Source organism: Variovorax sp. 350MFTsu5.1, assembly GCF_048302515.1.
GTDB lineage: Bacteria > Pseudomonadota > Gammaproteobacteria > Burkholderiales > Burkholderiaceae_C > Variovorax > Variovorax guangxiensis.
Genome location: NZ_CP157620.1, coordinates 5474040 through 5497193, shown reverse-complemented (window position 1 = coordinate 5497193; position 23154 = coordinate 5474040). Strand labels below are relative to the sequence as shown.

General features: G+C 67.5%; 19 protein-coding genes. 9 read left to right on the top strand and 10 right to left on the bottom strand.

Annotated elements, in window-relative coordinates; genetic code table 11:
- Positions 1-6 precede the first annotated feature (6 nt).
- A complete protein-coding gene (locus ABL843_RS25000) occupies positions 7-927 on the bottom strand; it encodes a LysR substrate-binding domain-containing protein (RefSeq protein WP_418117689.1) in 921 nt (306 codons plus the stop codon).
- A 140-nt stretch (positions 928-1067) separates the two neighbouring features.
- Here ABL843_RS25000 and ABL843_RS24995 point away from each other — a divergent pair, with 140 nt between their 5' ends.
- Together ABL843_RS24995 and ABL843_RS24990 are read left to right on the top strand one after the other, a co-directional pair.
- On the top strand, positions 1068-2258 hold the full coding sequence (locus ABL843_RS24995; protein ID WP_418120513.1) for a threonine synthase: 1191 nt from the start codon (positions 1068-1070) through the stop codon (positions 2256-2258).
- 17 nt (positions 2259-2275) lie between these two features.
- The gene (locus ABL843_RS24990; RefSeq protein WP_418117687.1) at positions 2276-3268 is read left to right on the top strand and encodes a tripartite tricarboxylate transporter substrate-binding protein; all 993 of its coding nucleotides are present in this window, start codon (positions 2276-2278) and stop codon (positions 3266-3268) included.
- Positions 3269-3280: 12 nt separating this feature from the next.
- Here ABL843_RS24990 and ABL843_RS24985 read toward each other — a convergent pair whose 3' ends face one another.
- Positions 3281-3910 carry a helix-turn-helix transcriptional regulator gene (locus ABL843_RS24985; RefSeq protein ID WP_418117686.1) on the bottom strand — a complete coding sequence of 210 codons (630 nt, stop codon included), beginning with the start codon at positions 3908-3910 and terminating at the stop codon, positions 3281-3283.
- Positions 3911-4015: 105 nt separating this feature from the next.
- Between ABL843_RS24985 and ABL843_RS24980 the strand changes: the two genes are divergently transcribed.
- The gene (locus tag ABL843_RS24980; RefSeq protein ID WP_418117685.1) at positions 4016-5161 is read left to right on the top strand and encodes a threonine synthase; all 1146 of its coding nucleotides are present in this window, start codon (positions 4016-4018) and stop codon (positions 5159-5161) included.
- Positions 5162-5280: 119 nt separating this feature from the next.
- Here the strand turns inward: ABL843_RS24980 and ABL843_RS24975 are convergent, their stop codons facing one another.
- From ABL843_RS24975 to ABL843_RS24965, 3 genes are all read right to left on the bottom strand, one after another.
- Entirely contained in the window at positions 5281-7275 is a 1995-nt protein-coding gene (locus ABL843_RS24975; RefSeq protein ID WP_418117684.1) for a YadA family autotransporter adhesin, read from the bottom strand.
- Between the two features lie 607 nt (positions 7276-7882).
- The gene (locus tag ABL843_RS24970) at positions 7883-8869 is read right to left on the bottom strand and encodes an ornithine cyclodeaminase family protein (protein WP_418117683.1); all 987 of its coding nucleotides are present in this window, start codon (positions 8867-8869) and stop codon (positions 7883-7885) included.
- A 58-nt stretch (positions 8870-8927) separates the two neighbouring features.
- The gene (locus ABL843_RS24965) at positions 8928-9236 is read right to left on the bottom strand and encodes a hypothetical protein (protein ID WP_126024667.1); all 309 of its coding nucleotides are present in this window, start codon (positions 9234-9236) and stop codon (positions 8928-8930) included.
- A 173-nt stretch (positions 9237-9409) separates the two neighbouring features.
- Here ABL843_RS24965 and secA point away from each other — a divergent pair, with 173 nt between their 5' ends.
- From secA to ABL843_RS24935, 6 genes are all read left to right on the top strand, one after another.
- Positions 9410-12196 (top strand): preprotein translocase subunit SecA, encoded by a 2787-nt coding sequence (gene secA, locus ABL843_RS24960; RefSeq protein WP_126024668.1) that lies wholly within the window; start codon positions 9410-9412, stop codon positions 12194-12196.
- Between the two features lie 166 nt (positions 12197-12362).
- Positions 12363-13592, top strand: a complete 1230-nt coding sequence (argJ, locus tag ABL843_RS24955; RefSeq protein ID WP_418117682.1) for a bifunctional glutamate N-acetyltransferase/amino-acid acetyltransferase ArgJ — start codon at positions 12363-12365, stop codon at positions 13590-13592.
- Positions 13589-14464 carry an ATP-binding protein gene (locus tag ABL843_RS24950; RefSeq protein ID WP_369660995.1) on the top strand — a complete coding sequence of 292 codons (876 nt, stop codon included), beginning with the start codon at positions 13589-13591 and terminating at the stop codon, positions 14462-14464. The genes argJ and ABL843_RS24950 overlap by 4 nt, the downstream gene beginning before the upstream one ends.
- Positions 14465-14514: 50 nt before the next feature.
- On the top strand, positions 14515-14925 hold the full coding sequence (locus ABL843_RS24945; protein ID WP_418120512.1) for an NUDIX domain-containing protein: 411 nt from the start codon (positions 14515-14517) through the stop codon (positions 14923-14925).
- A gap of 7 nt (positions 14926-14932) precedes the next feature.
- A complete protein-coding gene (locus ABL843_RS24940) occupies positions 14933-16900 on the top strand; it encodes an acyltransferase family protein (RefSeq protein ID WP_418120511.1) in 1968 nt (655 codons plus the stop codon).
- Positions 16901-16951: 51 nt separating this feature from the next.
- Positions 16952-18922, top strand: a complete 1971-nt coding sequence (locus tag ABL843_RS24935) for an acyltransferase family protein (protein WP_418117681.1) — start codon at positions 16952-16954, stop codon at positions 18920-18922.
- Positions 18923-18940: 18 nt separating this feature from the next.
- On the opposite strand, the gene ABL843_RS24930 is transcribed toward ABL843_RS24935, so the two are convergent.
- The 5 genes from ABL843_RS24930 to coaE all read right to left on the bottom strand — a co-directional run bounded on the left by ABL843_RS24930 (position 18941) and on the right by coaE (position 23149).
- On the bottom strand, positions 18941-19153 hold the full coding sequence (locus ABL843_RS24930) for a DNA gyrase inhibitor YacG (protein WP_184642167.1): 213 nt from the start codon (positions 19151-19153) through the stop codon (positions 18941-18943).
- The gene (gene zapD, locus ABL843_RS24925; protein ID WP_418117680.1) at positions 19150-19905 is read right to left on the bottom strand and encodes a cell division protein ZapD; all 756 of its coding nucleotides are present in this window, start codon (positions 19903-19905) and stop codon (positions 19150-19152) included. Before zapD ends, ABL843_RS24930 begins: the two co-directional genes overlap by 4 nt.
- 30 nt (positions 19906-19935) lie before the next feature.
- Positions 19936-20970, bottom strand: a complete 1035-nt coding sequence (locus ABL843_RS24920) for a hypothetical protein (RefSeq protein WP_418117679.1) — start codon at positions 20968-20970, stop codon at positions 19936-19938.
- 4 nt (positions 20971-20974) lie between these two features.
- Positions 20975-22468 (bottom strand): MBOAT family O-acyltransferase, encoded by a 1494-nt coding sequence (locus ABL843_RS24915; protein WP_126024676.1) that lies wholly within the window; start codon positions 22466-22468, stop codon positions 20975-20977.
- Positions 22469-22537: 69 nt separating this feature from the next.
- Complete coding sequence (coaE, locus tag ABL843_RS24910) at positions 22538-23149, bottom strand: dephospho-CoA kinase (protein ID WP_418117678.1); 612 nt, start codon at positions 23147-23149, stop codon at positions 22538-22540.
- Between the last annotated feature and the right edge of the window lie 5 nt (positions 23150-23154).

The window sequence follows — 23154 nt, the reverse complement described above, 5'->3', positions numbered from 1 at the left end:
CCGGCCCTAGCGCAGGTGGCGCTGGATGCGCTTCTCGTCCTCGGCCAGCTGCTGGCGCATGAGCGAGATGAAGTCGCGCGCGGTGGCCGAAAGCACCTTGCCCGCCGGCAGCGCCAGCAGGCAGGTGAAGTACACGTCGACCGAGAACCGCCGCACCACCAGCCCGCGCTCCGCGTAGTCGAGCGCGGTGATCGGGTTGACCAGCCCCACGCCCAGGCCGCGCAGCGCCATCTCGCACACGCTGGCGGCGTAGGGCGTCTGCACCAGCACGCGCAGCGCCACGCCGTGCGGCGCCAGCGCAGCCTCGAGCCGCTGGTGCGAGGGGTCTTCGGGGTTGAGCGAGAGAAACGGCGCCTCTGCGAGCTGCTCGGGCTTGATGGTCTTGAAGCGCGCCAGCGCGTGGTTGGGCGGCATCACCACCACGCCGGGAAAGCGCGAGAAGGTGGAATGGTCGATGCCTTCGAGCGAGAGCTCGTCGGCCATCAGCCCGAAGTCGGAGATGCCCATGGCCACGCGGTCGCGCACGTCCTTCGAGCTCAGCACCTGCAGCGACACCTGCGGCCACGGGCTCGCGCCGCGGTGCGCCTTCAGCCGCGCCAGCGCGCGCGGCATGAAGCCCAGGCCGTAGGCCGGAAAGCAGCTGAGCTCGAGCTGGCTCACGCCGAAGTCGCGCAGGCTGCGCACCCGGTGCTCGATGGCGTCCATGCCGATGAAGACCCGTTCCACCTCCACCCACAGCGCGCGCGCCTCGGGCGTGGGCACCAGCCGCCCGCCGATGCGCTGGAACAGCAGCATGCCGGCCTGGGTCTCCAGGCGCTTGAGCGACTGGCTGATGGCGGGCTGCGTCACGTGCAGCAGCGCGGCGGCCTTGCGCGTGGAACTGCTGCGCATGAGTGCCCGGAACGTTTCGATTTCGCCGAATCGCATCGATAAGTTCTGTTATCGGTTGAGTATCTGAGGCTGCGTAATTTTATTTCCGATTGCATAAGATTTAGTCACAACTTCATCAAGCGCAGACCCCCGTGACGACATCGCCCGTTCTGGATTTCAAGTTCGCCGTTCCCCCGATGGATCCGCTGAGCCATCCTTCGTCCCCGGGCCATCCCCCCGGGCTGGTCCGCGACCGCACGCCCAAGCCCGTGCGCAACCCGAACCTGCGCGGGCTGCAATGCCTGCGATGCGATGCGCTCTACCCGGTCACGCTGACGAACGACGGCTGCCCGGCATGCAGGCGCGAGGGCATTCACGTGGCGTTGCGCGCCAGCTACCTGCCCGACAGCACGGAGCTGATGCCCATGCCCTACACCTCCAGCTTCGCGCTGGGCGAAGGGCAGACGCCGCTGCAGGACATGCCCGGGCTGGCGCAGCAGTTCGGCGTGTCACGCCTGTCGATCAAGGACGAGTCGTGCAACCCCACCGGCTCGCACAAGGACCGCATGACCGCGGTGGGCGTGGCGCAGGCGCTCGACTTCGACGCCCACACGCTGGTGCTGGCCTCTTCCGGCAACGCGGCCGTCTCGGCGGCGCACTACGCATGGGCCGCGGGCCTGGGCTGCGAGGTCGCGACCTACGAGGGCATGCCGGCCACCTACGCGCGGCAGCTCGACGCGCTGGGCGCGCGGCGCTACGTGTTCTCCGACAACGCCGGCCGCTGGGCCTTCGTGCGCGAGCGCTCGCAGCACCCCGGCTATTTCGCGCTCACCAACTACCGCCTGCCCGCGCTGGGCAGCGCGCCGCTGGCGATCGAGGGCTACAAGCCGATCGCGCTGGAGTGCGTGAACGAGGGCGGCCTGCCCGACCACGTCGTGATCCCCACCGCGCGCGGCGACCTCGCGTGGGGCATCTACGCGGGCTTTCGCGACCTGCTGGCAGCCGGGCGCATCGCGCGCCTGCCGAAGCTCTGGCTGGTCGAGCCGTTCCCGCGCCTGGCCCGCGTGTTCGCGGGTGGCGCCATCAACGGCAGCTACCCGGGCCACACGGCGCAGTTCTCCACCGCGGGTGCCACCGTCACCTACCTGCAGTGGCAGGCAGCCACCGCCACCGGCGGCGGCGCCGTGGTGGTGAACGACGACGAAGCCCGAGCCGCACGCCGCGTGCTCACCGCAGCCGGCGTGAGTGCCGAGCTGTGCGCGGCCGGCGGCCTTGCCGCGCTGCGCCAACTGCGAGAAAGCAACTCCATCGCTGCGGACGCGCACGTGGTGCTGATGCTGACGGCCAACGCGACCGGCGATCCGAGCTGGCCGGACCGCCCGGTTTAACTTTCCAGGAATCCAACATGCCGACGATGAATCGCCGGGCCTTCGCGGCCTCCGGCTCTGCAGCCCTGCTCGCCTCTTTTGTCAGCCCCGCGTGGGCTGCCTACCCCGACAAGCCGGTGAAGCTGGTCGTGCCGTGGGCGGCCGGGGGCAGCACCGACGCCATTGCCCGCGCCATGGCGCAGCGCATGAGCCAGACCATCGGCAGCCCGGTGATCGTGGACAACCGGCCCGGCGCCGCCGGCATGATCGGCACCGACGCCGTGGCCAAGGCCGCGCCCGACGGCTACACGCTTGCCATCGTCGAGCTCCCGCACGCCATCGCGCCGGCGGTGACGGCGAAGCTGCCCTACGACCTGCTGCGCGACTTCACGCCGGTGACCATGATCGGCACCTCGCCGCTGGTGTTCTTCGCGGGCATGGGCGACGACAGCAAGGACTTCAAGACCTTCCTGAAGACCGCTGCGGCTGCCGCCGCCAAGGGCTCGCCGCCTGCCATCGCGCACAGCGGCGCGGGCACGGTGAGCCACCTCGCGGGAGAGCTGCTCGCGAGCCGCACGAAGATCCCGTTCAACATGGTTCCGTATCGTGGTTCGGCGCCTGCGCTCACCGACGTGGCGGCGGGCACGGTGGCGGGGCATTTCGCGACGTTGGCCAGCGGCTCCAGCCTGCTGGGCGCCAACCGCATCCGGCCGCTGCTGGTGACGAGCACGCAGCGGGTGAGCCTGCCCGGCCTGCAGAACGTGCCGGCGCTCGCCGAGAACGGCCTCAGGGGCCTGGAGATCGACCAGTGGTGGGCCCTGGTGGCGCCGGCCACCACGCCGCTGGACGTGATCGAAAAGCTGCGCCGCGAGGCCATTGCCGCGCTGGAGCATCCGTCGGTGAAGGAGCGGCTTTCGGTGCTCGGCGTGCAGATGAAGGGGTCGACGCCGGCCGAGCTGCGCGCCTTCCTGCGCTCGGAGGCGGAGCGCTGGCAGAAGGCCGCGCACGAGATCGGGCTGCAGCCGCAGTAAGCCCCGGCAGGGCTACTTCGCGTCGCTGTAGACGGTGGCGCGCGACACGCCCATGTGCGCCGCCGCGATCTCGGCGCCGCGGCGGACTTCGAGCATGCCGGCCTTCTTCAGCTCCTGCACCAGCTGCTTGCGGTCGGCCGGCTTCAGCGAGCGCGGCGTGGTCGCGCGCGCGGCGGCGAACTCGTCGATGCGCGCGTGGATGCGGTCTGAATGGCTGCCGCCGCCGGCTTCGAGGTGCTCGTGCACGTCCCTGTCGTCGATGCGCGTGAACTGCGAGATCGCGCCCTGGAAGCTCTGGAACAGCGTGAGGTCGACGTTCAGGCACAGCGCGGCCACGTACTCGCCGCTCTCGTCCTTGATGCCGATGGAAGTGCTCTTGACCTTGCGCCCGTCGGGAAAGGTGTTGGCGTAGTTCGCGATCACCGCCGGGAACTCCGGATCGCGGATGCGCGCGAGGCCCAGTTCGGTGACCGAATCGCCGACGTCTCGGCCGCTCAGGCCGTTCTCGATCGCGTGGATCGCGTTCCTGGGGTTGCTCAGGTCGTGCACCACCACCTCGCAGAAGGGCGCGAAGGTCTGGCCCAGGCCCTCGGCGATGTTGCTGAGCATGTCGAGCAGCTGCTTGTTCGGCTTCTTCTTCATACCGGGGAATGTATCCAGCTCTGGACGAACAATCTGATTTATACAAAAAGTACAGTGTTGGATGTATTATCCAGTTTGTTCAGATTGTTGATCCAGGAGCCACGAATGACAGAACGCGCACGCTACGTCGATCCCCGCACCGGCCGGCGCCACGAGCTGTCCGAACGCCGCTGGCGCTCGGACGACGGCAACCCGATGCTGGTCACGCCGCTGCCGGGCATCGGGCGCGACGACATCGATTCGCGTACGCGCTCGCTGTGGCGTTACCGCGCGGCGCTGCCCGTGGCCATCGACAGGCCCGCGAGCATGGGCGAAGGCTGCACGCCGCTGGTGCAGAAGCGCTGGGGCGACTTCGAGCCGCACTTCAAGCTGGAGTGGTTCAACCCGACCTGCAGCTTCAAGGACCGTGGCGCGGCGGTGATGATGTCCTTCCTGCGCCAGATCGGCGTCGATGCGGTGCTGGAAGACAGCTCGGGCAACGGCGGCGCGGCCATCGCCGCCGCGGGCGCCGCGGCCGGCATGCGCGTGAAGGTGCTCGCGCCGAGCTACACGCCCGCGCCGAAGGTGGCGCAGATCCGCGCCTTCGGCGCCGAGGTGCAACTGGTGCCGGGGCCGCGCGAGGAGTCGGAACACGAGGCGGTGCGGCAGTCGGAATCGATCTTCTACGCGAGCCACAACTGGCATCCGTTCTTCCTGCAGGGCACGAAGACGCTGGCCTACGAGCTGTGGGAAGACCTGGGCTTCGTGGCGCCGGACAACGTCGTGATTCCGACCGGCGCGGGCAGCAACGTGCTCGGCTGCTGGATCGGCTTCAAGGAGCTGCTGGCGGCGGGGCAGATCAGGAAGTTGCCGCGCATCTTCGTTGCGCAGCCGCTGAACTGTTCGCCGATCGACGCGAGCTTCACCGCTGGCGTCGACACGCTCGTGGAGCGCGCCGTGCAGCCGACCATCGCCGAGGGCACGGCGATCAAGCGGCCGGTGCGGCTGGTGGAAATCATCCAGGCCCTGCGCGAGACGAATGGCAGGACCGTGGCGCTGACCGAGGAGCAGATCGCGGCGGCGGTGCGCCGGCTCGCGGCCTGCGGCCTTTACCCCGAGCCGACTTCCGCATCGGCCGCCGCGGCCATCGACGTGCTGGCGCAGCGCGGCGACATCAGGAGCACGGAGACGACCGTGGCGCTGCTGACGGGTACCGGGCTGAAGTCGACGCAGTTCATGACCGGGCTCTTCGCGGACGCGGCCGTCGCATAGCGGGCCTGCTCAAAAAAATGGCCCCCACGCCGCGCGGCATGGGGGCCATCCTCTTGCTTGCCGATTCGTTGCCGGCTCGCTCCCTGATCGGCTCTATTTCCTCTGAGCCCCTATTTCCCTTATTTCCACTTCCAGCCCACGCCGGCGTTCACGCCCCATTCCCTGCCGTTGGTCGAAATGCCCGCGCCCCACGACATTCCTCCGTCGCCGGCAAGCGCCTTGAAGGTCAGCGCCACGGCGCTGTAGCCCTTGTAGCTGCCCACCCCGACGCCCACGGTCTTCTCGCCCGGGGCGAGCGTGGGCAGGTAGGTGCCCGACATGGCCATGGCCATCGCCGTGCCCGTGTAGGCGATGCGTGCCACGTCGGCGACCTGGCTGCGCACCTGGTTGAGCTGGTTCACGTTGACGGCGTCCATGGGTTGCACGCCCGGCGCAACGTTGGAGATGCGCGTGCCGCCCGGCGCCTGACCGTTGCCCAGCACGATCTGGCTATAGTCGACGGAGCCATCGGCGCGGGTCGTGTATTGCGCACTGCTGGCCCGGGAGGCGGCTTCGGATGCCTTGAGCTGCGCTACGTTCGCCGCGTCGCTGTCCGCCGTGCCGGCCGCCACGCCGGTGATCTGGCGGAAGCGGCCGCTGGCTGCGTCGCCGACCGAAGCGGCTGCCTGTGTGCTGGCGGTGGCCTTGACGGCGGCCTGTTGCTGCGCTGATGTGTTGCGAGGCACGTATCCGGCCACGCCGGCAGCGGTGGCGGCCACCGAGCCGGCGCCCAGCGCCACGCCCTCGCTCTGCTGCACCACCGCGCCGAAGCCGATGGCGGTGCCCTTGGCGATCCGCGGCGACTGGCTCAGCGACGTTCCACCGGCATCGGCGTTGTCGCCGAGAGCGGTGCCGCCTCCGCCTGCGCGCGAACTCGCGCCGATGGCCTGCGAGCCCGTGGCCAGCGCGCCGGTGCCGATGGCGATCGCGTTCGCGCCTGTCGCGAGGGCGTAGGAGCCCACGGCCAACGCGTTGTTGGCTGCTGCCTTGGCGCCTGTGCCGGCCGCAAGGGAGCTGGAGCCGCTGGCCTCCGATTGCGGGCCGATCGCAACGGAACTGTCGCCGCTGGCCATTGAGTCGCCCGCCGTCGACCTGGTGTGGAAGTACTTGGTACCCGTGTTGTAGATGGTGCTGACCGACGTGCTCAGGCTGCGAAGGTTGCCGTTGGCGGTGGACAGGCCTGTGGAGAGGCTTCCGATGCCTGCCGCAGTGGACGTGGACAGGCTGGCGAGGGCGCCATTGGCCGTATTGAGGCCGGTCGACAGGCTGCCGATGCCGGCGGCGGTGGAGGTGGACAGGCTGGCGATGGTTCCGTTGGCCGTGTCCAGGCTGGTGGACAGCGAAGCGGTGGCGGTCGAGAGCTGGCTGACGTTGACCGCGTCGGTCGCAGAGCCGCCGGCGGCGACATTGGTGAGCCTGCGCTCACTGCCGCCGCTGCCCACCGACACTTCGCCAGCCGCCGTTGCAGCTGCGACCGCGGTTCCCGCGGCCGGCGTGTAGGCGGGCGCACCCTGCAGGTTTGCCAGCGAGTCGGCGGTGGTGCTGCCGGCGCCGATGGCGGCGGAGTTGTCGTACTTCGCGGAGGCGCCGCTGCCAAGGGCCACGGCACCCTGGCCGGCTGCACTGGACGCCGCGCCGATTGCGGCCGAGTTCAGCCCCTGTGCCTGTGCGTCGTAGCCGAAGGCGGCACTCCCGGTTCCCGAGGCGCTGCTCGAAAGCCCGGCCGCGGTGGCCCATTTGCCGGCGGTACTGGAGAACCCGACGGCGGTGGCCCCGTCACCCGTGCCCTGCGAGTAGCTGCCGTACACCGTCACGCCGTCCAGGTTGTTGCCGCTCGAGTTGCAGCCGGTGATGTTGGACCAGGGACCGGTCCCGTCGACCGGCATGCTGTTCGTTCCGGTGACGGTCACTCGGCCGATGGTTGCCGTGCTCGAGCTGTTGCAGTTGGCCGGAGCGTAGGTCGATGCACTTGCTGTGAGCGGCGAGAGCTGGAGCCCGCTCGCGAGAACTGCGGTCACGGCTGACAGCCTGAAGCCGATGTGGCCGCGGCGGGTGTTTCTGTAGGAATTGCTCATGGATTTTCTTTGAAATCGATCTTCTGAAAAAGAAATGCGGATTCGATGCGCGTGACGAGACGGCCTGATTCCCTTGCCGGGATCGGGCGTCGTTCGGTTCGCGGGGGTGAAAGATGGATTTCCCAACTTCGGGAAATCGGCCTTGCCAATGGGCTGCGCGCGGGCGCGGTTCAGGCAGGCAAGTGGCGGTGCGCGAGCTAGCCGCAGGGCTCGGGTGAAATCATTCCAACCTCTCTGTGTTTATTCGACGATGAAAGTCGCGCAGAGGTGCGTTGCAAGCTCCGCCAAGACTTCAAGGTTGCGGAATGTATCGATTGGAAATTGACTCAGACAATGACCATTGATGTCAATTAATAGCATTCCTCCGGGATTGAATTATTTGCGGATTGCGACTTTTGCTTTTTGGGCGAGAAGAAGTCCGCGATTTCGATTTTTCTCTTCAGAAGAATCTCGCGGCCAAAACAGTCATGCGGCGCATTGATGACGAAAAATGCCAGGAGGGAGTCGGCGCCCAAGGGCCGAAATGTTCCTCCGTCCGCAACAAAAAATCACGCTTTTCAGATGCGAGGCAAGCGGCGTGGCATTGCGCCCTGCCTTTCGAGCAGCGCTACCAGGGCCAGGCGATGCGCGTGCCTGTTCGGGTCTCGGCAGCGCGCGCATGAAGAAGGCGTGCGACGGTGAGGTCCTGCAGCGCGAGGCCCGTCATGTCGAAGACGGTGATGTCTTTCGGGGCGCGCCCGAAGGCAGTCTTGCCGCTGAGCAGGTCGCCCAGCTCCATGCATTCGGTGTCGGGCGCCCATTGCGTTTCGCCGATCTGCCGGGCCTGCGTGCGGTCGTCGACGAACAGGCGCGCGCGTGCCAGCAGGCCTTCCGGCAGCTCCCGCTTGCCGCGGGTGTCGGCGCCTACGCAGTTCAGGTGCGTGCCGGGCTGCACGGCATCGAGATCGAACAGCGCGCCGCCGCCCGGCGTGGCGGTGATCACGATGTCGCTGCCGGCCACGGCGGCGTTGCGGTCCGTGGCTGGTGCAATGTCGCAGCGGCCGCTGAAGTGCGCTTCGAAGGCGGCATTGCATTCGCCGCTCGCACTTATATAGAGAGCCTCGTGCAGCGAGGGGATGAGCCGAAGCGCGAAGTCGAGCTGGATCCGCGCTTGTACGCCGGTGCCGAAGATGCACAGCCGCTCACTGTCGGGCCGTGCGAGCAGCTGCAGGCCCAGCCCGCCGGCCGCGCCGGTGCGCGCGGTGGTCACCGTGTTGCCGTCGATGACGCACAGCGGCCGCCCTGTCGCCGGGTCGATCAGCATGATGGTGGCCTGATGGGGCTCGCCGCCGCGCTGCCGGTTGGCCGGCCAGAAGCCGGCGGCCTTGAAGCCGAGCAGCCCCTGGGCCTGCACGTCGCCGGACTTGATGCCGAACACGCCGCCGGTGCCGAGAGGTTCGCGCACCACCGGGAACACGCGGCCCTCGCGTTCGCTGTGCAACATGAAGGCTTCGCGCACGGCCCCGAGCACTTCATCGGGGGAGAGGAGGGCGTCGACCTGGTTCTTGTCGAGAAGCAGGAGTTGGGCGTCGGCGGCCGCGGCGAAGAATGTCATCTGGAAATATTATCTATTTCCAGACAAAAAATCAAAACAACCGGCAGGGCCGAGGCAGTCAGCGCCCCGTGTGCACCTTGATCCGTATCGTCGCCACGTCCCAGCCCCGGTTCTTGAGCCGGGTCACGAGCATCGGCGAGAGCTGGCGCAGCTTGGCTGCCGCGGCGCTGCCCTTGACCAGCAGGCACCAGACGTCGCCCTCGGCCGGACCGGCCTGCACGGCCGCGCGCATGGCCGGCGGGATCAGCCCTTCCACCGCCTTGAGCCGCTCCGTGGTGTCGCGCGCGCGCGCCATCAGGCTGCCCAGCGTCGGGGCGCCTTCCGCAGCCTGCTGCAGCGAAATGGCGGGGGGAAGTCGGCGATACATCGGTAATCCAGGGGTTAGAAACAAGACAGCTAAAATGCCCGGTTTGCCGGCGATTGCGCCGGAAAAAGGCTGCTTGCTTTCATGGAAAGCGCGCCCAACTGCTTTCACCATATCTTAGGGAATCCGGTCGAAGTGCCTGCCGTATCTCATCAGGCGCCCGCCCATCTCCACCCATGGCAACCAACTTCCTGACCCAGATTTTCGGCAGTCGCAACGACCGGCTGCTCAAGCAGTATCGCAAGACGGTGGAACGCATCAATGCGCTCGAACCCGAGTTCGAGAAGCTCAGCGACGACGCACTGCGCGCCAAGACCCAGGAATTCAAGGACCGCATCGCCAAGGGCGAAACCCTCGACGCCCTGCTGCCCGAAGCCTTCGCCACGGTGCGCGAGGGTTCCAAGCGCGTCATGAAGATGCGCCACTTCGACGTCCAGCTGCTCGGCGGCATGGCGCTGCACAACGGCAAGATCTCCGAAATGCGCACCGGCGAAGGCAAGACGCTGACCGCCACGCTGCCGGTGTACCTGAACGCGCTGTCCGGCAAGGGCGTGCACGTGGTCACGGTGAACGACTACCTCGCCAACCGCGACGCGACCTGGATGGGCCGCCTCTACAACTTCCTCGGCCTGACGGTGGGCATCAACCTGCCGCAGATGCCACGCGAGGAGAAGCAGCAGGCCTACCGCAGCGACATCACCTACGGCACGAACAACGAGTACGGCTTCGACTACCTGCGCGACAACATGGTCTACGAGCCGGGCGACCGGGTCCAGCGCGGGCTGAACTACGCAATCGTCGACGAGGTGGACTCCATCCTGATCGACGAGGCCCGCACGCCGCTGATCATCAGCGGCCAGGCCGAAGATCACACCGACCTGTATCTGGCCATCAACAAGGTGGTGCCGCTGCTCAAGAAGCAGGAAGGCGAAGCCGACCCGCGCACCGGCGAAGGCGTCACGGTGCCCGGCGACTTCACGGTCGACGAGAAGACGCACCAGGTGTTCCTCACCGAGGACGGCCACGAGAACGCCGAGCGCCTGCTGAGCGAATTCAAGCTGCTGCCCGAGGGCGCGTCGCTCTACGACCCGGCCAACATCACGCTGATGCACCACCTGAACGCGGCGCTGCGCGCCCGTCACCTCTACCACCGCGACCAGCACTACGTGGTGCAGCAGGGCGAAGTGGTGATCGTCGACGAGTTCACCGGCCGCCTGATGAGCGGGCGCCGCTGGAGCGACGGCCTGCACCAGGCCGTGGAAGCCAAGGAAGGCGTGGAGATCCAGGCCGAGAACCAGACGCTGGCCTCCATCACCTTCCAGAATTACTTCCGCCTGTATTCCAAGCTCGCCGGCATGACCGGCACGGCCGACACCGAGGCCTACGAGTTCCAGGAAATCTACGGCCTCGAGACCGTCATCATCCCGCCGAACCGCACGAGCAAGCGCGAGGACCAGCTCGACCGCGTCTACAAGACCACGCGCGAGAAGTACGAGGCGGCCATCCAGGACATCCGCGAGTGCTACGAGCGCGGCCAGCCGGTGCTGGTGGGCACCTCGTCCATCGAGAACTCCGAGATCATCGACGGCCTGCTCACCCAGGCGGGCCTGCCGCACCAGGTGCTCAACGCCAAGCAGCATGCGCGCGAGGCCGACATCGTGGCGCAGGCCGGCCGCACGAAGATGATCACCATCGCGACCAACATGGCCGGCCGCGGCACCGACATCGTGCTGGGCGGCAACATCGAGAAGATGATCGAGGCCATCGAGAACGACGAAGGCCGCGACGAGGCGGCCAGGCAGGCCGACATCGCCCACATCCGCGCCGAGTGGACCAAGGACCACGAGTTCGTGAAGTCGCTCGGGGGCCTGCGCATCATCGCCACCGAACGCCACGAGTCGCGCCGCATCGACAACCAGCTGCGCGGCCGCTCGGGCCGCCAGGGCGACCCCGGCTCCTCGCGCTTCTACCTGAGCCTGGACGATCCGCTGATGCGCATCTTCGCGGGCGACCGCGTGAAGGCGATCATGGACCGCCTGAAGATGCCCGACGGCGAGGCCATCGAGGCCGGCATCGTCACGCGCAGCATCGAGAGCGCGCAGCGCAAGGTCGAGGCGCGCAACTTCGACATCCGCAAGCAGCTGCTCGAGTACGACGACGTGTCGAACGACCAGCGCAAGGTGATCTACCAGCAGCGCAACGACATCCTCGACGCGGCCGACCTGACGGCGCAGATCGCGGCGCTGCGCGAAGGCTGCTTCACCGACCTCGTGCGCCAGTACGTACCGGCCGAGTCGGTGGAAGAGCAATGGGATCTGGACGGCCTGGAGAAGAGCCTCTTCAACGAGTGGGGCATCGACATGCCGCTCAAGAAGGAAGTCGAGGCTTCCGAGGCCATCGCCGACGAGGACATCGTCGAGAAGGTGCTCAAGAACGCCAACGAGACCTTCGACGCCAAGGTCGCGCTGATCGGCCAGGAGAACTTCACCCAGTTCGAGCGCATGGTGCTGCTGCAGAGCATCGACACCCACTGGCGCGAACACCTGGCCTCGCTCGACTACCTGCGCCAGGGCATCCACCTGCGCGGCTACGCGCAGAAGCAGCCCAAGCAGGAATACAAGCGCGAAGCCTTCGAGCTCTTCGGCCAGTTGCTCGATTCGGTCAAGAACGAAGTCACGCGCCAGCTCATGACGGTGCGCGTGCAGTCGAGCGAGCAACTCGAACAGGCCGCCGAAGCGATGGAAAGCCGCGGCGAGAACGTCTCGAACATCACCTACTCGGCACCGACCGAGACGGGCGAAGTCGAGGTGCGCGTCGACGAGGAAAACCAGCGCCGCATCGCGGCCGCCGGGCTGGGCGCGCTCGGCGCGGAGGCTGCCGCCTTCGCCCGCGTCGGTCGCAACGACCCGTGCCCCTGCGGCAGCGGCAAGAAGTACAAGCAGTGCCACGGCAAGTTGACCTGAAGTAGACATGCTCCCCCCAGGCTTGCCGCACTTCGTGTGGCCGCCAGCCCCTCGCCGGGGGCGATACCGGCGGCCCGGCAAAGCCGGTTCCGCGGTATCCCTGGCGACGAAAAGTGCGTCTTGTCGGTGCCGATGAAAAATTGATACGCAAGAAGGAATAAGTGCCATGCCCGTGAACCTGTCTGCCCCTGATCCTGCCGCCTTGTTCGCGGTGCCCGGCGTCCGCATCGGCGTGGCCGAGGCGGGTGTGCGCAAGGCCAATCGCAAGGACCTGACGGTCGTGCTGATCGACGAAGGTTCGGCCGTCGGCGGCGTGTTCACGCAGAACCGCTTCTGCGCCGCGCCGGTGCAGGTCTGCCGCGAGCACCTGGCCGCTAACCACGGCATCCGGGCGATGGTCATCAACACCGGCAATGCCAATGCGGGCACCGGCGAAGACGGGCTGATGCGCACGCGCTCCACCTGCATCGCGCTGGCGCGCAAGCTGGAGATCTCGCCCGAGCAGATCCTGCCGTTCTCCACCGGCGTGATCATGGAGCCGCTGCCCGTCGACCGCATCGAGGCCGGCCTTCCCGCCGCCCTGGCAGACGCCAGGGAGGACAACTGGGCGCGCGCGGCCGAGGGCATCATGACCACCGACACGATTCCCAAGGCGTTCAGCCAACGGGTGCAGGTCGGCGGCGCCACCGTCACCATCACCGGCATCAGCAAGGGCGCCGGCATGATCCGCCCGAACATGGCGACCATGCTGGGCTTCCTGGCGACGGACGCGAAGATCGACCCCTCGCTGATCCAGCCGCTGGCCAGGCAGCTGGCCGATGCCTCGTTCAACCGCGTGACCATCGACGGCGACACCTCGACGAACGACTCGTTCGTGGTCATCGCCACGCAGAAGGCCGCGCACGCGACCATCACTTCGCTCGACTCGGCCGAGGGCAAGGCGCTGGTGGCCGCGATGCAGGAGGTGGCGCGCCAGCTAGCGCAGGCCATCGTGCGCGACGGCGAGGGGGCGACCAAGTTCATCACCGTCCAGGTCGAAGGCGGCCGCGACGCTGCCGAGTGCAAGCAGGTGGCGTACGCCGTGGCGCACTCGCCGCTGGTCAAGACGGCCTTCTACGCCAGCGACCCGAACCTGGGCCGCATCCTGGCGGCCGTGGGCTATGCGGGCATCGCCGACCTCGACCAGACCGGCATCGACCTGTTCCTCGACGACGTCCATGTGGCGGTCAAGGGCGGGCGCAACCCGTCCTACCGCGAGGAAGACGGCCAGCGCGTGATGAAGCAGAGCGAAATCACGGTGCGCATCGGCCTGGGCCGCGGCAATGCCAGCGAGACGGTGTGGACCTGCGACTTCAGCCACGAATACGTGACGATCAACGCCGATTACCGGTCATGAATGAGCAGTTCCAGAGGCTGATCGAGCGAGCCGAACAGCTCATCGGGCGCATCGAATCGATCCTTCCGCAGCCGCTGGCCGAGCCGGCCGACTGGAACGCGTCCATCGCCTGGCGCTACCGCCGCCGCAGCTCGGGCCACGGCGTGCTGGAGCCGGTGAAGCACGTGGCGGCGATGTCGCTCGATTCGCTGAAGGAAATCGACGTCCAGAAGGAAAAGATCGCGCGCAACACGCAGCAGTTCGTCGAAGGCAAGCCAGCCAACAACGTGCTGCTGACGGGCGCGCGCGGCACGGGCAAGTCGTCGCTCATTCGCGCCTGCCTGCAGACCTACGCGCCGCAAGGGCTGCGCCTGATCGAGGTGGACAAGGCCGAGCTCACCGACCTGCCCGACATCGTCGAGGTGGTGTCGCAGCGGCCCGAGAAATTCATCGTGTTCAGCGACGACCTGAGCTTCGACGAGGGCGAGCCGGGCTACAAGGCGCTGAAGTCGATCCTCGACGGCTCCATCGCGGCATCGACGCCCAATGTGCTGATCTACGCGACCAGCAACCGGCGCCACCTGCTGCCCGAGTACATGAAGGACAACCTGTCGTACACCCACACCGAGGATGGCGAAGTCCACCCCGGCGAGGTGATCGAGGAAAAGATCTCGCTGTCGGAGCGCTTCGGCCTCTGGGTGAGCTTCTATCCCTTCAGCCAGAACGAATACCTGACGATCGTGGGCCAGTGGCTCTCGTCGTTCGGCATGGACGAGGCCACCATCGCGGCGGCGCGGCCCGAGGCGCTCGTGTGGGCGCTGGAGCGCGGCTCGCGCAGCGGCCGCGTGGCCTACCAGTTCGCGCGCGACTACGCGGGGCGGAGCAAGGCGTGAGCGAACAGACCCGCAAGCACACGGAAGTCGCGGTCGGCGTGCTGATCCGCATGTCCGACGGCGCGCTGCTGCTTTCGACGCGGCCCGAGGGCAAGGCCTACGCGGGCTTCTGGGAGTTTCCCGGCGGCAAGATCGAGGCGGGCGAGACGGTCGAACAGGCGCTGCGGCGCGAGCTTCAGGAAGAGCTCGGCATCACCATCGACGGCGCCGAGGTCTGGAAGGTGACCGAGCACGACTACCCGCACGCGCTGGTGCGCCTGCACTGGTGCAAGGTCACGGCCTGGAGCGGCGAATTCGAGATGCGCGAAGGCCAGCGCATGGCCTGGCAGCAGCTGCCGCTGGACGTGGCGCCGGTGCTGCCGGGCGCGTTCCCGGTGCTGCAGTGGCTGTCGCAAGAGCGCGGCCTGCCGTTCGTGGCGCCGCCGGTGGTCGCGCCTGCCGACGCGCAGCAGGCCAGCTGATCGCTTGATGCATCCCAAGTACCGTCCGGACATCGACGGCCTGCGGGCAATCGCCGTGGGCTCGGTACTGGTCTACCACGCGTTCCCGACGGCGCTGATGGGCGGTTTCGTCGGCGTCGACATCTTCTTCGTGATCTCGGGCTTCCTGATCACGACCATCATTCTCCAGAGCCTCGCGGCGGGCGACTTCAGCTACCGCGACTTCTACGCGCGGCGCATCCGGCGGATCTTCCCGGCGCTGATCGTGGTGCTGTTCGCCACGCTCTGCGCGGGCTGGTACCTGCTGCTGTCCGACGAGTTCGCCGAGCTCGGCAAGCAGACCGTGGGCGGCGCGGCCTTCGTCGCCAACTTCGTGTTCTGGGGCGAGTCGGGCTACTTCGACACGGCCGCCGAGACCAAGCCGCTGCTGCACCTGTGGTCGCTGGGCATCGAGGAGCAGTTCTACATCTTCTGGCCGCTGCTGCTGGGGCTCGCCTGGCGCAAGGGCTGGCCGATCGTGCGCGTGGTGCTGGCGGTGGCGGCGGTCTCGTTCCTGGTGAACGTGACCACGGTGCATCCGCTGCCGGCGGCGTCGTTCTACTCGCCGGCTTCCCGTTTCTGGGAGCTGATGGTGGGCGGCATCCTGGCCTGCATGCGGCTGAAGCCGCCGGCGCCGAGCGCGTGGCGCAGCCACCTGCAGTCGGTGCTGGGCGTGGGGCTGATCGTGCTCGGGCTGGTGATGATCCGCAGCAACAAGTCCTTCCCGGGCTGGTGGGCGCTGCTGCCTACGCTGGGCGCGGTGAGCTGCATCGCCGCCGGGCCGAACGGCGTGCTCAACAAGTACCTGCTGTCGAACCGGGTGATGGTGTGGATCGGGCTCATCAGCTATCCGCTGTACCTGTGGCACTGGCCGCTGCTGGCCTTCGTGCGCATCGTGGAGGCCGATCCTCTGCATCCATCGCCGGTCTACCGCGCGGGCGCGATGGTGGCCGCCGTACTGCTGGCATGGGCCACGTACCGCTTCGTCGAACGCTACACGAGAAGCCGTCCCGGCACGGGGATCCTCAAGGCGCTGGGCGGTGGCATGGTGCTGATTGCCGCGCTGGGCACCGCGATCTTCTTCGGTGTGCCCGGCCCCCGCAACGACAGCGACCGGCTGCAGGTCGTCGCCAACGCCACGCTGGACGCCGACTACTACGCCGGCTTCAAGCTCGACCAGATCGGCGAGCAGCTGGTCTACAAGACCGGAAGCGGCCCCAAGCGCGTGCTCTTCGTGGGCGACAGCCACGTGCAGCAGTACGCGCCGCGCATCATGGAGCTGTCCCGCACGCTGTCGATGCCCGACAAGTCCGCCTGGTTCGTCACCCAGGGCGCCTGCCCCGCGGTGCCGGGCGTGCAGGCCGACAAGAACATCGGCTGCGCCGAGCGGCGCGACGCGATGCTGGCTTATGCCCTGACGCCCGAGGTCGACTCGGTGGTGATCGGCGGCTGCTGGAACTGCTACTTCGTCGGCCACGGGGCGCTGGAGTACTACTTCCGCGGCCCCGACAACCAGGTCCATCCGTTCCAGGGCGGCGACGGCATCGAGCGCTCGCTGGCCTCGCTGGAGGCCACGCTGCGCGAGCTGGCACGGCACAAGAAGGTCTTCCTGCTGCTCGACAACCCCGGCGGCCCCGAGTTCACGCCCAAGCGCCTGATCGAAGGCAGCCGCCTCACGCACATGGAGGCGATGACCTCCTCGCCGACGGTGCCGCTGCCGGCCGACCAGAAGGCGCTCAACGACAGGCTGCGCGCCATCGCCGAGGCGAGCGGCGCGCAGCCCATCGATGCGATGGCTGTGCTGTGCAAGGACGGCGCCCATTGCCTGGTCACGCTGCCCGACGGCGCGCCCGCGTACAAGGACGCCGACCACCTGCGTCCGCGCTACACGCGCGAAGAGGCGAGCTACTTCGACCGGACCGTGCGCAGCGCCCCGGCGCAGCAGCCGTCGCGCTGAGCGGCCGTTTGCCAGCCGACCGACCGACAAATCGAAGAAGAGCAAGCGCCCATGCATCCCAAGTACCGCCCGGACATCGACGGCCTGCGCGCCATCGCGGTGGGCTCGGTGCTGGCGTACCACGCCTTCCCGAGCCTGCTGCCGGGCGGCTTCATCGGGGTCGACATCTTCTTCGTGATCTCGGGCTTCCTGATCACGACCATCCTTTTGCAGAGTCTGGCGGCGGGCGACTTCAGCTACCGCGACTTCTACGCGCGGCGCATCCGGCGGATCTTCCCGGCGCTGGTGCTGGTGCTGCTGGCGACGCTGGCCTTCGGCTGGTATGTGCTGCTGCCGGGCGAGTTCTCGCAGCTGGGCAAGCAGACCACGGGCGGCGCCGCCTTCTTCGCCAACCTCGTCTTCCTGGGCGAGGCCGGCTACTTCGACGCCTCGGCCGAGACCAAGCCGCTGCTGCACCTGTGGTCGCTGGGCATCGAGGAGCAGTTCTACATCTTCTGGCCGCTGATGCTGGGGCTGGCATGGCGCAGGCGCTGGCCGATGCTGCGCGTGGTGCTGGCGGTGGCCGTGATCTCGTTCCTGGTCAATGTGCTGACGGTGCAGGCGCACCGGGCGGCGGCTTTCTATTCGCCGCTGTCGCGCGCGTGGGAGCTGATGGCGGGCGGGTTGCTGGCGGTCATGCAATTGCAGTCAGTTGCACAAGGCGCCGCTACCGCCCGCGCGTGGAAGAAGCACCTGCAGTCGATCGTCGGCATCGCGCTGATCGTGCTCGGCCTCTTCATGACGCGCAGCACCAAGGCGTTTCCGGGCTGGTGGGCGCTGCTGCCGGTGCTGGGCGCGGCGAGCTGCATCGCGGCAGGGCCGGGCGGGGTGCTCAACAGGTACCTGCTGTCGAACCGGGTGATGGTGTGGATCGGCCTCATCAGCTATCCGCTGTACCTCTGGCACTGGCCGCTGCTGTCCTACGCGCGCATCGTGACCGGCAGCGAGCCGCCGCTGCAGCTGCGCATCGTGCTGGTGGCGGCGTCGGTCGTGCTGGCGTGGGCCACGTATCGCTTCCTCGAGCGCTTCGTGAAGCTGCACCTCTCGCAGGCCGTCCTGCGCGGGCTGGCGGGTGCGGGCGCGGCGCTGGCGCTGGCCGGTGTTCTTGTTTTCCTGGGCACGCCCATGCCTCGCCACGACAGCCCGGCCCTGCAGGCGGTGGCCGATGCGACGCGCGAGGACAACTACTACGACGGCTTCGAGGAGGCCGCGCTGGGCAACCAGTTCGTCTACCGCGCTGGCAACGGCAAGCACAACGTGCTGCTGATCGGCGACAGCCACGTCGAGCAGTACGCGCCGCGCGCGCTCGAGCTGGTGCGCACGCAGCCCGACAAGGCACGCACCATCTACTTCGCGACCAAGGGCTCGTGCCCGCCGGTGCCGGGCCTGTTCAGCGGCCCCGACACCGGCTGCGACGAGCGGCGCACCGCAGTGCTCGACCTGGCGCTCAAGCCCGAAATCGACTCGGTCGTGCTGGGAGCGTGCTGGAGCTGCTACTTCACCGGTGCCGGCCCGACGGTGAACTACTTCGTCGACGACCGGAAGGCCGTGCATCCGTTCATCGGCGGCGACGGCATCGATCAGTCGCTCAATTCGCTGGGCGAGGTGCTGAAGCGGCTGTCGGCGCACAAGCCGGTCTACCTGGTGCTGGGCAATCCGGTGGGCATGGATTTCGATCCGCTGCGGCAGATCGAGGGCAGCCGCCTGGGGCGCATGACGGCGGAGTCGGGTCAGCTCAAGGCGCCGATGCCGCAGGACCAGGCGCAGTTCAACGCGCGGCTGAAGCAGGTGGCGCAGGCCAATGGCGCCAGGGTCATCGAGCCTTTCGCCAGCCTGTGCGCGGATGGCGAGTGCATCCGCAGCATGCCGGACGACGGTTCGCCAGCCTACAAGGACATCGGCCATCTTCGGCCGCGCTATGCGCGAAGCTTCGCGACGTACATCGATCCGGCGCTGCTGGATGAAGGCGCCGTCGGCAAGTAAGCGGCTTTTCCTGCCGACCTACTGGATCTTGGGATCGCCGAAAGGCTCGTCGTCCGGCGGCGCTTCGGCGGGCATGCGGAATTCCTCGCTGGCCCAGGCGCCCAGGTCGATGCCTTTGCAGCGCGCGCTGCAGAAGGGCCGGTAGGCGTTGCTCGGCGCATAGACGCTCTCGCCGCCGCAAGTGGGGCAGCGCACGATGCGCTCGCCCTTGCTGTTCACCTCGGTCGTCATGCGCAAAGGGTGAGCTCGAACGGGGCGTCTTCCGAGCTCTGGTGCAGGCGGTCGTCCTTGTCGTGGCGCATCAGGCGCACCGAGACCATGAGGCGGTTGCCGCTGATTTCGGGGATCAGGCCCAGCTTGGGGTCGATGCGCAGGCGCAGCAGCTGGAAGCTGCGGCCCTGGGGCAGGTTCTGCTGGAACTGGCCGTTGACCGCGATCACCTTGTAGGGCACGTCGGCGTCGCGCAGCAGCTTGAGCAGCAGGTAGATCGACGAGGCCAGGGGCGACAGCGTGTTCGACCAGCGTTCGAGGTCGGCGCGGCGGCTGGCGGCCGGGCGGTGCTGCCAGGCGTAGTAGGCGGGCAGGTCGAACTCGCAGGTGCCGCCCGGAATGCCGGCGCGGCTGCGGATGCTCATGAGCCACTCGTTCTCGGTCAGCGCCTGGCCCGCCTTGCCGGCCACGCCGTTGAGGGAGGCGAAATTGCCTTCGAGCTGGCCGATGACCTGGTCGAGCACCGTCTCGGCGATGGCCGGATTGCCCCGGTAGCTGTTGAAGACGTTCTTGTGCTTGTCCAGGTCGCGCAGCACGTCGGCCTTGAGGTCGGCGCGCGCGGCGACGTCCATGATCTCGAAGATCGTGACCAGGGCGTAGTGGTGGGACAGGGGGGATTCGGCCGGCACCAGCTCGCCGAGGCGGCGAAACAGGTGCTCTAGCCGCAGGTACGTGCGGATGCGCTCGTTGAAGGGGTACTCGTAGAGGATCACGCGTATCGGTTTTTCACGTCGGGTTCGGGCTCATTGCGTCTTGGCGGCCGGTGGCGGGAACACCTCGCGCACAGCCTCCAGCATACGCTGCCCGAAAAGAATGTAACCCCGGGTCGACACGTGGGTCTCGTTGGCAGGGAAAAGATCCTTCATCTTGAAGCGGTTCTGCTCGGCCAGCGCGAACAGGTCCGGTCCGATATTTTGCGGGTTGAACGCGGCCCGGAACGCATCGGCATGGTTTTGTTGCAAATACACGCTGGTCTTGTTCGGCACGACCATCCACACCACCTTGTAGGGTGCTGCAGTGCTCTCGAAGCGCTTCATGAAGCTCGCGGACTCGGCTGTCAGCGCCGGATTGACGCGGTCCTCGGCGGTCATCAGGAGCTTGTTGCAGGCGCGATGGCTGAACTGCTTGCAGCCCTCGGGCACCACGCGGGCGTCGATCAGCGGGCCCCAGCGGTCGGGCGTGTTGGTCCAACTGTCGGAGGCCAGGATCTCCTTCGTGTTTTGGTATGTCAACCAGCCGCTGAGCAACTGGGCGTCCCAGTTGAGCTGGAAGCCCGGGGCCGGCCTGGACGGGTTCTCGAAAGGCGGCGGGGTGGGCTTGAAGGCATGCTTCATGGTCTTGCACGACTGCGATTTCTCGATGCGGTCGTACAGCAGCCGTTCGATGCTCTCGACGATCACGACCTTGCCCTTGAAACCCGACTTCTGGAGCCAGCCCGAGAAGTCGTCGCAGAGCACGCCGCCCAGGTTGTCCCAGTGCGTGGTCGTGACCTTGTAGCCCGCGCCCACCAGTTTCGACTGCCACGCGTAGCGCACCGAGAAGCTGTCGCCGATCACCAGGATGTCGGATTCGTTGATGGGCCAGGTCTTGACGTCGGCGTCCGGGATGGGCGGCGGCGGCTCGTGCCAGCCGAATTCGCGCTCGGAGATGCGCCCGATGCGGGTCAGGTCGCCGTAGGGGATGGGCGTGAAGAGGCTGACCAGCAGCAGGGCGCAGCACACCAGGTAGCCCGCGGCGAAGATGCGAAGCCAGGTCCTGGCAGATTTCGTGTCTTCCATGTCGTCAGAACTGGAAATAGAGGAAGGGGCTGTAGCTGCCGAACTTCGACACGCACAGGCCAAACAGGTAGACGCAGCCCAGGCCGGTGGCCCAGGTCGCCAGGCGCTGCAGGCGCGGGCGCCCGGCCAGGCCGGCGACGGCGGGAATCCAGCGGTCGAGCGTGATGGTGGGCGGCAGCGCCAGGCAGATCACGAGGCCGACCAGGATCGTCTGGAAGAATTCCGGCTTGCGGAACGGCACGCGGAACTCGCTGAAGGCCGACACGGGCGCGCCGTGCATGCCCAGCATGCCCTTGTAGATCTCGATGGCGGCCGACATGCTGTCGGCGCGGAAGACCACCCAGGCGATCATCACGCACAGGAAGGTGAGGAACCAGCCGGCCACGCGGCCGTACCAGGTGGTTTCGGTCTTGCCGCGACGCACCTTGGCGTTCCAGAAGTGGTTGACCATCAGGTAGAAGCCGTGCAGCGCGCCCCAGAGCACGAAGGTCCAGGCGGCGCCGTGCCACAGGCCGCCCAGCAGCATCGTCAGGAACAGGTTGATGTAGCGCCGCGTCGGACCCTTTCGGTTGCCGCCCAGCGGCACGTAGAGGTAGTCGCGCAGGAAGGTCGACAGCGAGATGTGCCAGCGGCGCCAGAACTCGATCATGTTGGTCGACTTGTACGGCGACCTGAAGTTGAGCGGCAGTTGCACGCCCACGCACAGCGAGAGGCCCACGGCCATGTCGGAATAGCCCGAGAAGTCGAAGTAGATCTGCAGCGTGTACGCCAGCACCCCGAACCAGGCCGTGTACAGCGAGGGCAGCACGCCTTCGTGCACGCCCTTGAACATCATGTCGGCGTACTGGCCCAGCGGGTCGGCGATGAGCATCTTCTTGGCCAGGCCGAAGACGAAGATGCCCAGGCCCAGCGCGATGTTGTTGGCGTTGATCCTGTAGGTGGCCGGGCTGTTGAACTGCGGCATCATCTGCGCGTGATGCAGCACGGGGCCCGCGATCAGGTGCGGGAAGTAGGTCACGAACAGCACGTAATGGATGAAGCTGCGCTCGTGCACCTTGCCCTGCCAGCAGTCGACCAGGAAGGCGATCTGGGTGAAGGTGTAGAACGAGATGCCGATCGGCAGGACGATGTGGACCAGGTCGATCTGCGGAAGCCCTGCGGCGGCCAGGCCGGCATCGACGTTCTCGAGGAAGAAGTTGGCGTACTTGAAGACCGCCAGCACCCCCAGGTTGACCACCAGGGCGATGATCAGCAGCGTCTTGCGGTACTTGTCCTCCCGGCTGGGGGAGGGCGTGAGCCGCAGCCCGAACCAGTAGTTGACGCAGATCGACCCCAGCAGGAGCGGCAGCGCCTTGACGCTCCACCACCCGTAGAAGAAGAGGGAAGCCAGTGCCAGGAACCCGGCCGCCGACCGGGGGCTGCGCGCACCGATCAGGAAGAAGCCGATCAGGACCAGCGGGAAGAAAACGAAGATGAAGGGGTACGAATTGAAAAGCATCGTGAGGGGCGCTTGGGCATGCGCCGTTTGACGTGACCGTCTTTTTGCCGTCGCGGCGTCAACCCCAAATTATCGCGTGCTTGACTTAGCCCACCGTTCCCAGAAACCCCGGACCTGCTGAGCGAGTTCCTCCAGGGTCAGGGACTCGTTGTAAATGACCGCGTCCGCGGCGGCCCGCCGGGCCCGGCGCGGAGCCTGCTGGGCGATCACCGCCTTTACCGCTTCGGGCGCCCAGCCCGAGCGTGCGACGACGCGTTTCAGCTGCGTTTCCTCGGTGGCGTCGACCACCAGCACCCGGTCGACGATCGCGCGCCAGCGGCCGGATTCGACCAGCAGGGGAACGTCGAACACGACGACGGCATCCTCGCCTGCCGCCGCGGCCTGGCGCTGGGTTTCGGCGCCGATCAGGGGGTGGAGAATGGATTCGAGCCGGGCCTTGGCGCCGGCGTCCGCGAACACGATCTGGCGCATCGCGGCACGGTCCAGGCCGCCGGCCGGGTCGATGACGCCCGGGCCGAAGGCGGCTTCCAGGGCCGGCATCGCGATGCCGCCCGGCTGCGCGATGGAGCGCGCGATGGCGTCGGTGTCCACGAGAACCGCCCCCTGGGCCACCAGGAGGCCCGCGACCGTGCTCTTGCCGCTGCCGATGCCGCCCGTCAGGCCGATGCGCCGCACTGCCATGCGGA

What these genes read in the sequence shown, in the direction of transcription:
- ABL843_RS25000 (WP_418117689.1), bottom strand. Translation starts at nt 927, where the DNA reads ATGCGATTCGGCGAAATCGAAACGTTCCGGGCACTCATGCGCAGCAGT.
- ABL843_RS24995 (WP_418120513.1), top strand. Translation starts at nt 1,068, where the DNA reads ATGGATCCGCTGAGCCATCCTTCGTCCCCGGGCCATCCCCCCGGGCTG.
- ABL843_RS24990 (WP_418117687.1), top strand. Translation starts at nt 2,276, where the DNA reads ATGCCGACGATGAATCGCCGGGCCTTCGCGGCCTCCGGCTCTGCAGCC.
- ABL843_RS24985 (WP_418117686.1), bottom strand. Translation starts at nt 3,910, where the DNA reads ATGAAGAAGAAGCCGAACAAGCAGCTGCTCGACATGCTCAGCAACATC.
- ABL843_RS24980 (WP_418117685.1), top strand. Translation starts at nt 4,016, where the DNA reads ATGACAGAACGCGCACGCTACGTCGATCCCCGCACCGGCCGGCGCCAC.
- ABL843_RS24975 (WP_418117684.1), bottom strand. Translation starts at nt 7,275, where the DNA reads ATGAGCAATTCCTACAGAAACACCCGCCGCGGCCACATCGGCTTCAGG.
- ABL843_RS24970 (WP_418117683.1), bottom strand. Translation starts at nt 8,869, where the DNA reads ATGACATTCTTCGCCGCGGCCGCCGACGCCCAACTCCTGCTTCTCGAC.
- ABL843_RS24965 (WP_126024667.1), bottom strand. Translation starts at nt 9,236, where the DNA reads ATGTATCGCCGACTTCCCCCCGCCATTTCGCTGCAGCAGGCTGCGGAA.
- secA (WP_126024668.1), top strand. Translation starts at nt 9,410, where the DNA reads ATGGCAACCAACTTCCTGACCCAGATTTTCGGCAGTCGCAACGACCGG.
- argJ (WP_418117682.1), top strand. Translation starts at nt 12,363, where the DNA reads ATGCCCGTGAACCTGTCTGCCCCTGATCCTGCCGCCTTGTTCGCGGTG.
- ABL843_RS24950 (WP_369660995.1), top strand. Translation starts at nt 13,589, where the DNA reads ATGAATGAGCAGTTCCAGAGGCTGATCGAGCGAGCCGAACAGCTCATC.
- ABL843_RS24945 (WP_418120512.1), top strand. Translation starts at nt 14,515, where the DNA reads ATGTCCGACGGCGCGCTGCTGCTTTCGACGCGGCCCGAGGGCAAGGCC.
- ABL843_RS24940 (WP_418120511.1), top strand. Translation starts at nt 14,933, where the DNA reads ATGCATCCCAAGTACCGTCCGGACATCGACGGCCTGCGGGCAATCGCC.
- ABL843_RS24935 (WP_418117681.1), top strand. Translation starts at nt 16,952, where the DNA reads ATGCATCCCAAGTACCGCCCGGACATCGACGGCCTGCGCGCCATCGCG.
- ABL843_RS24930 (WP_184642167.1), bottom strand. Translation starts at nt 19,153, where the DNA reads ATGACGACCGAGGTGAACAGCAAGGGCGAGCGCATCGTGCGCTGCCCC.
- ABL843_RS24920 (WP_418117679.1), bottom strand. Translation starts at nt 20,970, where the DNA reads ATGGAAGACACGAAATCTGCCAGGACCTGGCTTCGCATCTTCGCCGCG.
- ABL843_RS24915 (WP_126024676.1), bottom strand. Translation starts at nt 22,468, where the DNA reads ATGCTTTTCAATTCGTACCCCTTCATCTTCGTTTTCTTCCCGCTGGTC.
- coaE (WP_418117678.1), bottom strand. Translation starts at nt 23,149, where the DNA reads ATGGCAGTGCGGCGCATCGGCCTGACGGGCGGCATCGGCAGCGGCAAG.